The organism is Corynebacterium matruchotii, from assembly GCF_011612265.2.
GTDB lineage: Bacteria > Actinomycetota > Actinomycetes > Mycobacteriales > Mycobacteriaceae > Corynebacterium > Corynebacterium matruchotii.
The window spans coordinates 1,069,534-1,084,183 of record NZ_CP050134.2; the positions used below are offsets into that span (position 1 = coordinate 1,069,534).

Sequence of the window (14,650 nt, forward strand, 5' to 3'; positions counted from 1 at the left end):
GCTAGCACAAGAAAACACTCCTCACCAAACATACCTTGAAGACGCGAGCAATGTCATTTGAACCACACCACACCAGCAGTAAACCCGCACATGACCTGCACGAGAATCCCATGACCCCGCCAACAACCACAACGCATACGTCGCCCATCCGGCCGGTTGCCATTGTTGGGCCCACCGCCTCCGGAAAATCCGCCCTCGGCATCAGCCTCGCCCACGCCTGCAACGGCGAAATCGTCAACGTTGACTCCATGCAGCTCTACCAAGGCATGGACATCGGCACCGCCAAACTCACCATCCCCGAACGCGCCGGCATTCCCCACCACCTGCTCGACATCTGGGACGTCACCGAAACCGCCTCCGTCGCCCACTACCAAAACCTCGCCATCGCCACCGTCACAGACATCATGGCCCGCGGGAAACTCCCCATCCTCGTCGGCGGCTCCATGCTCTACGTGCAATCCCTCATCGACGACTGGCAATTTCCCCCCACCGACCCACAGGTGCGAAAGAACTGGGAGAAAAAACTTGTCGACATAGGCATCGCAGCCCTCCACGACCACCTGAAAACCCTCGACCCCGAGGCCGCCGCCATTATCGAAGCCAACGATCCTCGCCGCACCGTCCGGGCACTCGAAGTCATCGAACTCACCGGCCGGCCTTTCACCGCATCCCAGCCCCCGAAAACCGCCCCGCCCCGATGGGACACCATCATCATTGGGTTGCGCACCACCAGCGACTGGCTGAACCCCCGCATCACCCAGCGAACCGAACAAATGTTTGCCCAGGGATTCATTGACGAAGTGGCCGACCTTGTCGCCAATCGCGGCCTCATAGCCGACTCTACCGCCGGCCGAGCCATCGGCTACGCCCAAATCCTCGCCGCCCGCGCCGGACAATTGGCCTGGGACGATGTGCTGGAACGAACCATTATTAGTACCCGACGATACGTCCGCCGGCAACGCAGCTGGTTCAACCGGGACCCCCGCATCCACTGGATTGACGCCACCGACACCGAAAACCCACCATACGAACAAATGCGCAACATTCTTATAGCCGAGGGGGTATCTTGTGGGTAACACCAGGTGAAACCGCATGACAGGAACATCATCCGTGGGTACCATACGTTAGTAATAAAAGAATTCAATTAACAAAAGCTAAATATTTCAAAAATCAGAAAGAGTCATGCCGATGACCGCACCGCACACACTCAACTCCCACCCAACCACCATCGCCTTCACGAAAGGCCACGGCACCCAAAACGACTTCATCATCCTGCCCGATCCCGAAGCCCAACTCTCCCTCACCCCACAACTCATTGCCACCCTGTGCGATAGGCAACGCGGCATCGGCGCCGACGGAATCCTTCGGGTCGCCACCACCGGCGCCCTCCGCCGCGCCGGGCTCCTGACCAATAACCCCACCAGCCTCGAAGCCATCAGTGATGATGACTGGTTTATGGACTACTACAATGCCGACGGTAGCGTCGCGGAAATGTGCGGCAATGGCACCCGCGTCTTCGCCCACTATGTTCGATCCCGGGGGCTGGTCACCACTGACCAATTCACCATCGGTACCCGCGCCGGGGCGAAACCGGTCACCGTACATTCATTCGATGACGATAACGCCGTGGTGTCTGTTGCCATGGGGCCGGCCACATCATTAGGGGAGTCCACTTGCTCCATGGGCGGCCGCATGTATGCCGGTATGGGAGTGGACATGGGTAATCCGCATTTAGCCTGTGTGGTTCCAGGGCTTACCGCGGAAGCCCTGGCCGACCTCACCCTGGATCGGCCCGAGTTTGATGCCGAATTCTTCCCCGAGGGGGTCAATGTGGAGGTACTGACCGAACTTGCGCACAGCCCAGAGGGTTATCGCACACACATGCGGGTTTATGAGCGTGGGGTAGGGGAGACCCGTTCCTGCGGCACCGGCACCGTGGCCGCGGCCCGGGCGGCCCTAGCCTATGCGGGCTTCGTCAATGGCACCGTCATGGTGCAGATTCCCGGCGGGCAGGTGGAAGTCACCATTGATGGCGATACCTCTACCCTGCGTGGCCCGTCCGCTCTGGTGGCCACCGGGGAGCTGCATTGTGCGGCGCTGAACTAAGGGGTGTTGTTGGTGGCTGAGGATTGCAGCTCTTTCAGGCGTCGATAAGCGGCGTCTTTACGGGTGCGGCGCCGATCGTGCACCACGTAGGCTGCGAACACCCCAAGCAGCAGCACCAGCAGCGAGAACGCGGAAATCGTGGCGTAGCGCAGGGAACGGGATTCTGCGGTATTATCGTCGGCCAATGATGTTGGGGCAATGTCGAAACCCGACACCGTAATCATGGCAAGCGAGGGGTTACCGAAATTATCCCAAGCCTTGACCGTGGTCGTTTCATCCTTGTCGAATACCCGGGAGTAGGTGTTCTTCTTGCCCGCCACTTCCTTCCATTCGGAAGAAATACCACGCAGCGGCTCGTCCGTGGTGATGACAATGGTGACCGGACCCTTCTTCTCCGAATCAAGATCCTGCTTATTCACCACCGAAATAACCGGCCCCTGGTATTCCGAGGCGGCACCGGCATCATTACGCACCCAACCACGCTCGTTCATGAGCGTTTTCGCCTCATCGAAACTGGGATGCGGGCACCAATACACGCCTTCCGCGCCGATGGTGAGGTTTCTAGGCGCCTTTTCGCTCCGTACCCAACCGTCGAGCGTGGAGGAATAATTAATGGGGGATAGGCCGGAATGGTCAAAAATGTTATTGGCCTTAGTCAACGACCCTACATTCCAAGTACGCAAGTTGATGTCGAAATCCGTGGCCCCATCGAACATGGCTGTCATGTCCTGCACCTTGGAGGTGTCCCAACTGCTAATGTCGGCGCTGAACGTTTTCGCGTGCGCAAACATGGAATGCATCTCAGTCACATTGGAGGTATCCCAGCCGGAGATATCACCATTAAATGCCTGGGCTTTATTGAACATCCCCGCCATGGAGGTCACACTATTGGTATTCCATGCCGCAATATCGCTATCAAAGCGGGTTGCCCCATCGAACATGTAAGCGGTTGAACGCACCTTATTGAGGTCCGGAGCGCCTGCGTATGGCGTGAACTGCACATTGGTTGCCCGTTGGAACATACCCTCCATGCTGCGCCACTGATTCGTGCCCCAGGAATCCACCCGCAATAACGCATCGGTGGTTTGCGGCCGACCCCCAGAAAACCCCAGCTGCAGCCGGGGGATTGCGCCCTGGATGCCTATGGTGTATTCGCCGGGATTGTCGTAATTACACGCTGCACTATCGTTTGGCTTATCTACCTTGAAGGAATTGCTCGGGTTAGCGATGTCACACGTGACTTTGAAATGCGGTTCGGCATCCCCTACCCCTGGCGCCGACATCGAAAAGCTTTTCGACGAGTCCCCAGTCAGGCGAGTGTCAACCGTAAACACAAATGCATCAGGATTGCTGCTAATGAAATTCTCTCGCAGGGATTTTTCTTTTGCCGACTCTGCAGCCGTCGCAGCGGTGGCGGATTCACTACCGTTTGATGAGGTGCTTGTTGATGACGTCGATGTGGAACTCGTGGCCGAAGAAGACGTTGATGGTTCCGTCGACGAGTGTGGAGTTTCGGAAGTGGGATGCTGCGCCCCCCGGGGCACGGTGGCCTCCGGGTACTGTGGTGGGTTTTGTTGATGCGAATCACCGTTAGGTGTTGCGGCCTGACCACTGCCCGAATTATTTGGGATCTGTGGCACGGCTGGCGCCGGCACCTGGGGTGCGGCGGGGGCCGGTTCATTATTCAGCGGAATGCTGGGGCCCACGATAGGGACCGGCACTCCTGGGGCTATCACCACGGGTACCACGGCTACGGGAGACACCTCCACCCCAAGTTCGATTTGGGCTGCGGCGGGAGCGGCTGTGGCAAACAAGGTGCAACCAGTTAGCACAGCGGTGCTGAGGCACGCTGCCCAACGATGCGATGCGCGGGTGCGCTTGCTCAAGTCGTCTTCTCCTGTCTAGCCGAATATAAAAAGTTGTGTCAAAACTCACAAATTAGAGTTTTTTGCTGCACCTTTGCTGGTGATATTTAGTGCATAATGTAAACCATGATGAGTCCACAAAAGATTTCATCTTGAGAATACCAAAGATATTTAAATTTGATAATAGCGCTAACACCCTTTCCTTAGCCCAAACTTAGGTCTGCTGCCATAATTCTGGGTGATTATCTGCAAAGATGAAGATGTTTTCACATTCGAGTAGTATTCTCAGCTTGCCCCTTAGTGAGGGGCCATATCAGGGTGGCCATATTTTATGTTAAGCCGCCATGACATGCATAATTTGCTGCAATTGTGGTACATAAACTTTCGGTTGCTGTCGAAAAACTTATGCCATGAATCGTCCCAATCTCGCTTCAATAACACTATTCTAGATGGCGTTTGCTCTTTTGATTTTTTATTTGAATAGACTGAACACAGCATTATTTATTTCTAGCCCATATTCTATGTTGTGACACCTGGAGGTATCTCATGAGAATCCTATTGACGGCTTTCAGTCCTTTTAATGGCGCAACGGAAAACACTAGTTTGGCCGTTGTCACGAATCTCGCGGAACTCTTGCCTAACCATAAAACCCAAGTATTGGAATTGCCGGTGGCCTTCGCCAACTCCCATAAGGTTGCCATTTCTACCGCTAAACAATTTCGCCCCGACATTATCCTCAGCTTCGGTGAAGACGCCACCCGTAACAGCATCAATGTGGAAACCCAGGCCTATAACCAACAGCAAGCCACCATTCCCGACAATGATGGTTTCCAACCCAAGGGCAAGGCCATCATTCCTGGGGGTATTCCCACCATTGCCACGAACTTTCCTATTTGGCCCAAGGCAGTGGTGGCTAGTTTGCGGCAAACCCCCTGGCCCATGGAATTAAGCGCCAACCCTGGTGGCTTTGTCTGCAACCATTTGGCCTATCATCTTTACAGCTCACCGTTCCCCACCTTATTCATGCACGTGCCCGCCCTGCACTCTGGCAATGATGCAGCTACGGCAGCCGCCGATGGGGATGTGGCCGGTGAAGTGAGGGGCATGGAAGCCGACACCTCCACGCCTCCTACGGTTTCTGATCCGGCGGATGCGGTACAGAAGATAGCTGAGACGGTGTGGATGTTCGTCGACAAGCTTAGCTAGCCTGGTAGTTCTTCCCCAGACGCTGGGCAGATTGTCGCGCCTGTAACCAAGCCTCCTTGAGCTCTAGCGCCCGCACATCGGTGAGTTTGAGCAGCGACTCCAACTGCTGGATGCTGAGGTTTCGACTGAGCCGATCGTTGAGCCTAGGCACAAACCGTCGGGAAGTGCTCGCCAGAAAATGAAACGAAGAAATATCGGGATCGGTACAGTTCTCATCGGCCAATGCTGGCCGGTGTAGTGTGCGATCCGCAATAGATTCCGTATCGTTTTTGTATAAAAAATCCTCGTACTTCCGTAGGGTATCCTCAATATCCTCCCGAGAAAGCACAATAGATGCCTTCAGCGCAGCCGTTTCCTGCGAATATGGATGATAACGCGACAATAAAAACGACGCGACCAAAATGAGGCAGGATAGTGCTGCCCCCTCAATTTGCAGCAACGCAACCAATAACAAGCAGGCACCAGCGATCGCAACCCACGGCCAGGCGATGCCCGAGGAGTCGTAATCGTCAATTGCCTCTATCTCTTGCACTTGTAGCTCACCCACTTAACGCAAACCTTACGCTCAACTTCGCTACTGAAGCCTTAGTGACCACCACAACCGCAGCTGCCGGATCCGCAACCACCAGAACCGCACCCCTGTGGTGCCAAGAGCGAACCAACCATGACCGCCCGCCCGGCAATCACACTGTTTTTCTTAGGCAATTCAGTAATATTTAAGGAGTCGGGAAGGCATACATCATAGGCGAACGATCCGTCAACCGTGGCGTGAATGAATCGCTGCCCCGTGAGTGCATTGGTGCGGTAATCCGCATCGAGCACCCGTGCGCTAAACGACGCCCCAGCATCCGGGTGAGCTGCACCATTACCATCAGCAACCACCGAAATCCCATCAGAATCCAAAAATCCGGGCTGGTTTCCGGTCTCGGCAACATAGTCGTCAACGGTGGGGTAGTATCGCAAATCTTCCGCCGAAGCGAGAGCGGTAATAGCGACCTGTTGCCACCGCTGTTCTGGTTCGTCCACCAAGAGTGGGCCTTGCGCCAGATTGCATGTTAACGAAGTAACAGCCTGGCCGTTATAGTCAATGATGTCGCATAATGCTAGAACATCGTTCAACATGGTCACGTGTGCAAAACTCATGGCAACCGAATCGAACCCGGCATATGTGGCAAACGGTTCCACTGCTAGAATATTGATCTGTGCACCAGAAGAATCCGCATACTGAATTAATTGGCCGCCCCTAACTTCACCAGTGACGCTAAGCTTATTAGTGCTAATGGCAGCTTCGACGGCATCCTGCCATTTGTCGAATTTCATGCCTAAAGCCACAAGATCATTGCTCATAGCACAACATTGTACGTGCTGAAGTCTAAGAAATAGTCATCGTATTGATGGTTGAGATGCTATTGTTACACCTGTTGTGATTTCCGCCATTTTTTGGCCAAGTATCCCGGAATCCACCCCCCACAAAGAGGGTCAATAATTAGCTACTCATAGAATTCCGAGAACAATTTTAGGCCTATCGGGGGCTGTAGCACTTCATGTGCTTGCTGGTAAACCATAAAATTCTACAAAAAGACGCAATAAAAGACTGAAAGTATGCCAAAAAACACTTCCCATCAACCCTATACCCAGACAACCCACACCAATACACACGAAGAACTCATCAAGGAAGCCTTCAAAGACCACACCCTCACCACGGTATCGACCGATGCCACCACACCACCTGCCAACATTGCAATGGTAACCACCGATGACGTAGTTGAGAATCATGGGGTTTCCGTAGCCGCAACCGGCGCAGTTTCCGGCATGTCTGCTGATACAGCCGCAACTGGCGTGCTTACAGCAAGCATGCCCATGGTCGGCGTGCCCACGACCGGTGAGCTTGACCTCGAAGAACGGTCTTCTTTCCGCCGCATCTCCGGCAGCTCCGACATCTACGCCACCGACCAAGACGACGGATACGACGTCGAATACCGAAAACTCCGCCTCGAACGGGTCATTTTGGTGGGCGTGTGGACCGAAGGCACCACCGCCGAAATTGAAGCCACCATGCGTGAACTTGCGGCCCTCGCCCAAACCGCCGGATCCGAAGTCGTTGATATGCTCTACCAAAAACGCGACCGGCCCGACCCCGGCACCTACATTGGGTCCGGTAAAGTCCAAGAACTCAAAGACATCGTTCAGGCCACCAATATTGATACCGTGATCTGCGATGGTGAGCTTTCCCCCGGCCAAATGATTGCCCTGGAAAAGGCCCTTGACGTCAAGGTCATTGACCGCACCATGCTCATCCTCGACATTTTTGCCCAACACGCCAAAAGCAAGGAAGGCAAAGCCCAGGTATCGCTTGCCCAAATGGAATACCTGATTACCCGGGTTCGCGGCTGGGGTGGTGCGCTATCCCGCCAGGCTGGTGGCCGCGCCGGGGGTTCGAACGGCGGCGTGGGGTTGCGGGGCCCCGGCGAAACCAAAATTGAGGCGGATCGGCGCCGGCTGCGCTCCGACATGGCTAAGCTGCGGAAAGAGATTGCCGGCATGCAGACCGCGCGGGAGATCAAGCGTTCCCGCCGGCGGGCGTCGACCATTCCGCAGATTGCCATTGCCGGCTACACGAATGCCGGAAAATCCTCCCTCATTAACGCCATCACCGGTGCCGGCGTGCTGGTAGAAGACGCCTTATTCGCCACCCTGGACCCCACCACCCGGCGCGCCGAATTGGCGGATGGCCGAACGGTGGTGTTTACCGACACGGTGGGGTTTGTGCGTCACCTGCCAACCCAGTTGGTGGAGGCGTTTCGGTCCACGCTGGAGGAGGTGGTTGGTGCGGACCTGGTGTTGCACGTGGTGGATGGTTCCGACCCGTTCCCTCTGAAGCAGATTGCCGCGGTGAATAAGGTCATTGGTGAGATCGTGCAGGAATACGGGGAGACTGCGCCCCCGGAGATCATTGTGGTGAATAAGATTGATGCGGCCGACCCACTGGTATTAGTGGAGCTGCGGCATGCTGTGGATGATGTGGTGTTTGTGTCGGCGCATACTGGTGAGGGGATTAGCGAGTTAGAGGCGCGGATTGAGTTGTTTTTAAACAGCTTGGATTCGCATGTTGAGCTGCTGGTTCCCTTTACCCGGGGGGATGTGGTGTCGCGGGTGCATCAGTATGGGACGGTGTTGCGTGAGGAGTACACGGAGGCCGGCACCCGGATTGATGTGCGCCTGGCCGCGGAGCTGGCGGCGGAGCTTGCCGAGTTTCAGGTGTCGACAGATACCGCCAGCTAAGCCCGGTTACGTAGCATGTTTGGTTAGGTTGTGGTGGGCCAGTAATAATAAAGGTTCGTGAGCACATCTTCTTTTGGTTTGTTTCGGTGGTCGATCCATGGTGATGGCAAGACCATTCAACCTGGTGCGGTGGTGGCCCCGGATGAGCGGCTGTCGTGGGGTCGCACTATTGGCATTGGTATGCAGCATGTGATTGCCATGTTTGGGGCGACGCTGCTGGTTCCCACCTTGACGGGGTTCCCGGTGAATACGACATTATTATTCTCCGGGGTGGGGACGATGGTGTTTTTGGTGATAACCCGGAACCAGCTGCCGTCGTATTTGGGGTCGTCGTTTGCGTTTATTGCCCCGTTGTTGGCGTCGAAAAGCCTAGGGTTTGGGGCGCAGCTGGGTGGGGTGGTGGCTGCGGGCCTGGCGCTCATGGCGGTGGGGTTGGTGGTGAAACGCCTGGGGAAGGGGATTATTGATACGGTGATGCCGCCCGCGGTAACGGGGGCGATTGTGGCGCTGATTGGGTTTAATTTGTCGGCGTCGGCAACGAAGAACTTTGCGACGCAACCCATGGTGGCAACCGTGACGTTAGGGGCGATCATGGTGTTCACCGTGGCTGGCCGGGGCATGGTGGCCCGGTTGGGGATTTTGTTGGGGGTCATCACCGGATGGGTGTTTGCCGCGGTCACCGGGAATCTTTCGGAGGGGGCGTCGGCGGCAATCGCGGCTGCCCCCTGGGTGGGGTTGCCGCAGTTTCACACGCCGGAGTTTCATTTGTCGGCGGTGATGGTGTCGCTGCCGGTGGTGATTGTTTTGATTGCGGAAAATGTGGGGCATGTGAAGGCGGTGTCGGAGATGACGGGCCGGAATTTGGATGCCCAGGCTGGAAATGCGCTCATCGCCGATGGTTTAGGGACCGTGCTGGCTGGTGGTTTCGGGGGTTCGGGGACGACAACCTATGCGGAGAACATTGGGGTGATGGCGGCAACCCGGGTGTATTCCACCGCGGCCTATTGGGTGGCGGCGCTCACGGCGGTGGGGTTGGCGTTTGTGCCGAAGTTTGGGGCGCTGATTTTCACGATTCCGGCCGGGGTGTTAGGCGGTGCGGCCCTGGTGCTTTATGGTTTGATTGGCATGCTGGGGGTGCGAATCTGGCAGGACAATAAGGTGAACTTTAACAATCCGGTGAATTTGATAGCTGCTGCTGTGGCGTTGGTGGCGGGTATCGGCAACCTGACACTTGTGGTGTTTGGCATTCACCTGGAGGGTATTGCCTGGGGGTCGGTGGGGATTATCGCTGGTTATCCCCTGTTACGGTGGCTTTATACCACCATGGGTGAGGGGAAAACCGCACGATTCTAGGGGTGGGGGAGCACGGTGGTGATGTCGTGGATGAGTCGGGCGGCTACCTTCGCGGTCCGACCATCCACATCATAGGTGGGGTTGAGCTCCACCACGTCGACGAGTCGGAGTTTGCCGGTGTGGGCGGCAGCCAAGCACATTGCGCGAACCTGGGGGAGGGCCACTCCCAGGGTGGCCGGGGCGGACACCCCGGGGGCGACGTGGGCGGGAAGCACATCAAGATCAATGCTGAGGTGCAGGATGTCCGCGGTGGCGGCCGCTTTGGTGACGAGTTCCGCGGCCTCGGCTGCGGTCAGGTCCGCCAACGCATCGTCGGTGACATAGGTGACGCCTAACTGGTCGGCGGTCTGAAACAGGATGCGGGTGTTATTCGGTTCGGAAATACCCAGTACCGTGTAGTGGAAGTCATGCGGCCAGGCGTCGGCGATCTGTTTGAACGGGGTGCCGGAGGTGGCAATATCGCTGGTGCGCAGGTCAAAATGGGCGTCGAGGTTGATGATGGCAATGGATTTGCCGTCACCATGGTGGGACTGCCGCAAGCCCCGGTGGGAGGCCCAAGATGTTTCGTGCCCGCCGCCGAGCGTCACCACGGTGCCGGAACCATTATCAAGCAGGGCGGCCACGGTGTCGCTCAGCTGCTGCTGCCCTGCCTCCAGGTCCGAGGTGTTGGTGTAGGTAATGGTGTGGGCGTCGGCCCGAACCCTATCGTCGTGGATAGCCAGTGACGCCAGGGCCTCTCTAATAGCGGTGGGCCCGGTCGCGGCTCCCACCCGGCCGTGATTGCGCGCCACCCCGGTGTCTGAGGCGAACCCCACCAGGGTGATGGCGTTCGGCGGCACGGGCTCGGCCTCGGCATCAATGATGGTGGTGAACCAGCGGGCATGTTCGTCGCCCGGCCTATCGTCGCGGCCGTGCCAATGAAAATATTCGGTCATGTGCTCTAGGATAGATCTTCATGTCCAAGGTGCCCGCAGCCACCCACACGCTTGCCATACTGCGTCTGCTCATGACCACCGATGCGCCGATTTCGGCGGCCCGGATCGCCACCCAACTACGGCTACCCCGATCCACCACCTACCAGTTGTTGAAAGTCATGGTTGATGCGGGGTTTGTCATGCACCTGAAATCTCACCGCACCTATGGTTTGGGGGCGGCCGCATACTCCCTGGCCCAAGCGTATTCCACCCAACAACCACTGGTGCGGGCCAGCACGCGGCACGCCCAGGCGCTGGCGAAACTGGCGGGCGGCAGCGCCCACGTGTCCCGGCTCTCCTCCGGGATGGAGGTGCTGTATGTGCTGGAGGAACGCTCCACGGCGGCGGTATCCCTCATCACGGATGTGGGGGTGCGGTTAGCGGCGGAACGCACCGCGTCGGGGCGGGCGATGCTGGCGGCTCTGCCCGACGCGGAGCTGAAGGCCCGGGTCGATGCCGCCGGTTTGGGCCGGCAGTGGCAAAAAATTCACACCATGGTGCAGCAGGTGCGGTTGCGGGGGTGGGCCGAAGAAACCGAGGAAGTGTCGGTGGGGCAGAGCTCCATTGCCGCGGCGGTGCTGGACCACACCGGGCGGCCGGCCGCGGCCCTGGCCGTGACGTTTACCCCAGGGGTGGGCGTCGATAAGCATGCCGAGTTGGTGGCGGAAACTTGTCGACGGGCGCAGCAAGTGCACACCACATTGTTTGGTGCCGCCTAGAAACCCATGCTAGTCTCGGCGGTGGTCACACCTTATGCCTGGCTATCGCATGAGGGGACAAAAGGTGAGGTAACCGCCGCACCTTATTGTAAGCGATAGCATAATCAGGAGAACACCATGACCATTACCGTTGGCATCGGCGCACTGACCATCACCGACGTGGTGAATGTGGCCCGACACGATACGCCCATCATCCTTGACCCCGCCGCCCTGGCGGAGGTGGCGAAAACCCGGCAGCACATTGAAGAACTCGCCACGGAACCCACCCCGGTCTACGGGGTCTCCACCGGCTTTGGCGCCCTCGCCCGCCGCCATATTCCCCAGGAGCTCCGCACCCAATTGCAACGCAGCCTGGTGCGCTCCCACGCCGCCGGATCCGGTCCGGAGGTAGAACGCGACGTCATTCGCGCCCTCATGCTGCTCCGGCTTTCCACCCTCATGACTGGCCGAACAGGTGTTCGCCCCGTGGTGGTGGAAACCTATGCCGCCCTCCTCAACGCCGGCATCACCCCCATCGTTTACGAGTACGGATCCCTCGGCTGCTCCGGGGACCTTGCCCCCCTCGCGCACTGCGCCCTCGCACTCATGGGCGAAGGCGACGTTCGGCTTGCCGACGGCACGAAAACCCCCGCCGCCGACGCCCTGGCCGCCGCCGGCATCACCCCCCTCATCCTCGCCGAAAAAGAAGGCCTCGCCCTCATCAACGGTACCGACGGCATGCTCGGCATGCTTTGCCTCACCCTCGCGGACCTGGCAAACCTTATCACCACCGCCGACATTGCCACCGCCATGACCCTCGAAGGCCTCCGCGGCACCCCCACGGTTTTCGCCGACGACCTGCAACAACTCCGGCCCCACCCCGGGCAGGCCCGCTGCGCCGCCAACATTCGCACCCTCGTCGCCGACTCCGGCATCCTCGCCGCCGCCCACACTGAATTCCAACGCAACCACGTCCAAGACGCCTACTCCATCCGCTGCTCCCCGCAGGTCACCGGGGCGGTCCGCGACACCGCCGACTACGCCACCACCGTCGCTAACCGGGAACTCGCCGCCGCCATCGACAACCCGGTGGTCACCCTCGATGGGCGAGTCGTCAGCAATGGCAACTTCCACGGCGCCCCCATCGCCTACGTCCTCGATTTCCTCGCCATCGCCGTCGCCGACCTGGCAAGCATCTCCGAACGCCGCACCGACCGGTTCCTCGACGTCGCCCGCAACCGGGGCCTCAACGCCTTCCTCGCCGACGACCCCGGTGTCGACTCCGGCCACATGATCGCCCAATACACCCAAGCCGGCATCGTCTCCGAACTCAAACGCAACGCCGCCCCAGCCAGCGTCGACTCCATCCCCTCCTCCGCTATGCAAGAAGACCACGTCTCCATGGGGTGGTCCGCAGGCCGGAAACTCCGCCGCAGCATCGACGGGCTCGCCCGCGTTCTCGCCATCGAAATCCTCACCGCCGCCCGCGCCATCGACCTCCGCACCACCGACGACACGAACACCCCCGCGCCGGGCACCGGGGCAGTCGTGGCGCGCCTGCGGGAAACCGTGGCCGGCCCCGGCACGGACCGCTACCTGGCCCCCGAAATCGCCGAAGTCGTGGCGCTCGTCATGGACGGCAGCCTGGTCGCCGCTGCTAAACACGCGGTGGGGGAGCTGCACTAACACCACCAAGTTGCATTCGCCGCGCCGAACTGCAACAGTAACAAGCAGACATGTAAGGAGACTCCCGTGTAATTGACCGACTGACCACCCCACCAGCGCGCCCCACCCCTGCCGGTGGTGCGCGCACCAGTCGTGTCGTTCCCACACAAGGAGTCTCATCATGCATCATCCCTTCGGCCTGCCCGAAACCCTCCCTGGTACCCACGCGCCCGCCCGCATTTGGGCGCCACTCGTCGACGTCGATCATGCGGCACAACGCCAAATCCGGGCGGTCGCCGACCTGCCCTGGACCCACGGGGTGGCCATCATGCCCGACGTGCATGTGGGCGCCGCCGTCACCATTGGCAGCGTCATCGCCATGCGCGACGCAGTATCCCCCGCAGCCGTCGGCGGCGACATTGGCTGCGGCATGATGGCCGTCCGCACCAACCTCACCACCAGCGATCTTCCCAACAACCTTGCCCCACTCCGGGCCGCATGGGAAGCCGCGATACCGGTCGGCCCCAACCACCACACCACCCGTGCCCCCATTCTGAAAACCCACGGGCTCATCCGCCAACGACTCACCCGCCACTTCCGGCGCTTCACCGACCTCAGCGTCGACGTGTCCGCAAGCGAACAAACCGCTATCCGCCAATGCGGCACCCTGGGCGGCGGCAACCACTTCATCGAACTCTGTGCTGACACCACCGAAACCATTTGGCTCACACTGCACTCCGGCTCCCGAAACATTGGCAAAGAAATCGCCCACCGCCACATTGGGCGGGCAAAAACCCTGGACTGGAACCGCCACGGCCCCAACCATAACCTCCCCGTCATCCTCCGCAAAGACGCCACCGGGGCGGAACAAACCGAATGGGCGGACTACCTTCACGACCTCACCTGGGCCCAAAACTATGCCGCTCTCAACCGAACCATCATGATGGCCACCATCAAAACCGCACTCCATAACCTCCTGCCCCAAGTGCGCTACACCACGGAAATCGACTGCCACCATAACTACGTTGCCATAGAACACCACGACGGGGTGGAATTGGCCATCACCCGCAAAGGTGCCATCAGCGCCACCAGTGGTGAGTGGGGAATCATCCCCGGATCCATGGGCACCGGGGCCGCCATCGTGCGCGGCCTCGGCAACCCGGCAGCCTACTGCTCCGCATCTCACGGCGCCGGCCGAATCATGAGCCGCAGCGAGGCCCGCCGCAGCTTCACCCTCGACGACCTTGCCCACCAAACCGCCGGGGTGGAATGCCGTAAAGACCCAGGCGTGCTCGACGAAATCCCGGGCGCCTACAAAAACCTCGACCAGGTCCTCGCCTATGAACAAGACCTGGTGACTGTCGAAACCAACCTCACGACCCTCCTCTGCGTCAAGGGCTAACCACCCATGTGGGCGTCGTCAAGCAAACACCAGCCCTAAAACGTCCGGTATCTCGGACAAACCACCCCCAAAACCGCTACCCTCACCCCCATGCCACGC

12 protein-coding genes are annotated in these 14,650 nt (G+C 58.9%); 8 read left to right on the forward strand and 4 right to left on the reverse strand.

Features of this window, described 5'->3' with window-relative positions:
• Nucleotides 1-110: 110 nt before the first annotated feature.
• Both miaA and dapF read left to right on the forward strand, forming a co-directional pair.
• Entirely contained in the window at nucleotides 111-1,076 is a 966-nt protein-coding gene (gene miaA / locus HBA49_RS04860) for a tRNA (adenosine(37)-N6)-dimethylallyltransferase MiaA (RefSeq protein ID WP_040432032.1), read from the forward strand.
• 112 nt (nucleotides 1,077-1,188) lie between these two features.
• Nucleotides 1,189-2,106, forward strand: coding sequence for a diaminopimelate epimerase (gene dapF / locus HBA49_RS04865; RefSeq protein WP_005525518.1), 918 nt, complete (start codon nucleotides 1,189-1,191; stop codon nucleotides 2,104-2,106).
• Here dapF and HBA49_RS04870 read toward each other — a convergent pair.
• Complete coding sequence (locus HBA49_RS04870) at nucleotides 2,103-3,992, reverse strand: BspA family leucine-rich repeat surface protein (protein ID WP_112767218.1); 1,890 nt, start codon at nucleotides 3,990-3,992, stop codon at nucleotides 2,103-2,105. The two genes, dapF and HBA49_RS04870, sit on opposite strands and share 4 nt — an antisense overlap.
• A gap of 525 nt (nucleotides 3,993-4,517) precedes the next feature.
• Between HBA49_RS04870 and HBA49_RS04875 the strand changes: the two genes are divergently transcribed.
• Nucleotides 4,518-5,177 (forward strand): pyroglutamyl-peptidase I, encoded by a 660-nt coding sequence (locus HBA49_RS04875; protein WP_005525836.1) that lies wholly within the window; start codon nucleotides 4,518-4,520, stop codon nucleotides 5,175-5,177.
• Here the strand turns inward: HBA49_RS04875 and HBA49_RS04880 are convergent.
• Both HBA49_RS04880 and HBA49_RS04885 read right to left on the reverse strand, forming a co-directional pair.
• On the reverse strand, nucleotides 5,170-5,724 hold the full coding sequence (locus HBA49_RS04880; protein WP_005520857.1) for a hypothetical protein: 555 nt from the start codon (nucleotides 5,722-5,724) through the stop codon (nucleotides 5,170-5,172). The genes HBA49_RS04875 and HBA49_RS04880 overlap by 8 nt on opposite strands.
• Nucleotides 5,725-5,762: 38 nt before the next feature.
• Nucleotides 5,763-6,524 (reverse strand): hypothetical protein, encoded by a 762-nt coding sequence (locus HBA49_RS04885; RefSeq protein ID WP_005520858.1) that lies wholly within the window; start codon nucleotides 6,522-6,524, stop codon nucleotides 5,763-5,765.
• A gap of 465 nt (nucleotides 6,525-6,989) precedes the next feature.
• Here HBA49_RS04885 and hflX point away from each other — a divergent pair, with 465 nt between their 5' ends.
• Nucleotides 6,990-8,459 carry a GTPase HflX gene (gene hflX, locus HBA49_RS04890; protein ID WP_081455692.1) on the forward strand — a complete coding sequence of 490 codons (1,470 nt, stop codon included), beginning with the start codon at nucleotides 6,990-6,992 and terminating at the stop codon, nucleotides 8,457-8,459.
• A gap of 57 nt (nucleotides 8,460-8,516) precedes the next feature.
• Entirely contained in the window at nucleotides 8,517-9,812 is a 1,296-nt protein-coding gene (locus HBA49_RS04895) for a uracil-xanthine permease family protein (RefSeq protein ID WP_005526021.1), read from the forward strand.
• Here the strand turns inward: HBA49_RS04895 and hutG are convergent.
• Nucleotides 9,809-10,747, reverse strand: coding sequence for a formimidoylglutamase (hutG, locus tag HBA49_RS04900; protein WP_005525860.1), 939 nt, complete (start codon nucleotides 10,745-10,747; stop codon nucleotides 9,809-9,811). The two genes, HBA49_RS04895 and hutG, sit on opposite strands and share 4 nt — an antisense overlap.
• Before the next feature lie 20 nt (nucleotides 10,748-10,767).
• On the opposite strand from hutG, the gene HBA49_RS04905 reads away from it, so the two are divergent.
• From HBA49_RS04905 to HBA49_RS04915, 3 genes are all read left to right on the forward strand, one after another.
• Complete coding sequence (locus HBA49_RS04905) at nucleotides 10,768-11,505, forward strand: IclR family transcriptional regulator (RefSeq protein WP_005526485.1); 738 nt, start codon at nucleotides 10,768-10,770, stop codon at nucleotides 11,503-11,505.
• 117 nt (nucleotides 11,506-11,622) lie between these two features.
• Nucleotides 11,623-13,170, forward strand: coding sequence for a histidine ammonia-lyase (gene hutH, locus HBA49_RS04910; protein WP_005526092.1), 1,548 nt, complete (start codon nucleotides 11,623-11,625; stop codon nucleotides 13,168-13,170).
• Between the two features lie 160 nt (nucleotides 13,171-13,330).
• Complete coding sequence (locus HBA49_RS04915) at nucleotides 13,331-14,551, forward strand: RtcB family protein (RefSeq protein WP_005526606.1); 1,221 nt, start codon at nucleotides 13,331-13,333, stop codon at nucleotides 14,549-14,551.
• Nucleotides 14,552-14,650 lie beyond the last annotated feature (99 nt).

What these genes read in the sequence shown, in the direction of transcription:
- miaA (WP_040432032.1), top strand. Translation starts at nt 111, where the DNA reads ATGACCCCGCCAACAACCACAACGCATACGTCGCCCATCCGGCCGGTT.
- dapF (WP_005525518.1), top strand. Translation starts at nt 1,189, where the DNA reads ATGACCGCACCGCACACACTCAACTCCCACCCAACCACCATCGCCTTC.
- HBA49_RS04875 (WP_005525836.1), top strand. Translation starts at nt 4,518, where the DNA reads ATGAGAATCCTATTGACGGCTTTCAGTCCTTTTAATGGCGCAACGGAA.
- HBA49_RS04885 (WP_005520858.1), bottom strand. Translation starts at nt 6,524, where the DNA reads ATGAGCAATGATCTTGTGGCTTTAGGCATGAAATTCGACAAATGGCAG.
- hflX (WP_081455692.1), top strand. Translation starts at nt 6,990, where the DNA reads ATGTCTGCTGATACAGCCGCAACTGGCGTGCTTACAGCAAGCATGCCC.
- hutG (WP_005525860.1), bottom strand. Translation starts at nt 10,747, where the DNA reads ATGACCGAATATTTTCATTGGCACGGCCGCGACGATAGGCCGGGCGAC.
- HBA49_RS04905 (WP_005526485.1), top strand. Translation starts at nt 10,768, where the DNA reads ATGTCCAAGGTGCCCGCAGCCACCCACACGCTTGCCATACTGCGTCTG.
- hutH (WP_005526092.1), top strand. Translation starts at nt 11,623, where the DNA reads ATGACCATTACCGTTGGCATCGGCGCACTGACCATCACCGACGTGGTG.
- HBA49_RS04915 (WP_005526606.1), top strand. Translation starts at nt 13,331, where the DNA reads ATGCATCATCCCTTCGGCCTGCCCGAAACCCTCCCTGGTACCCACGCG.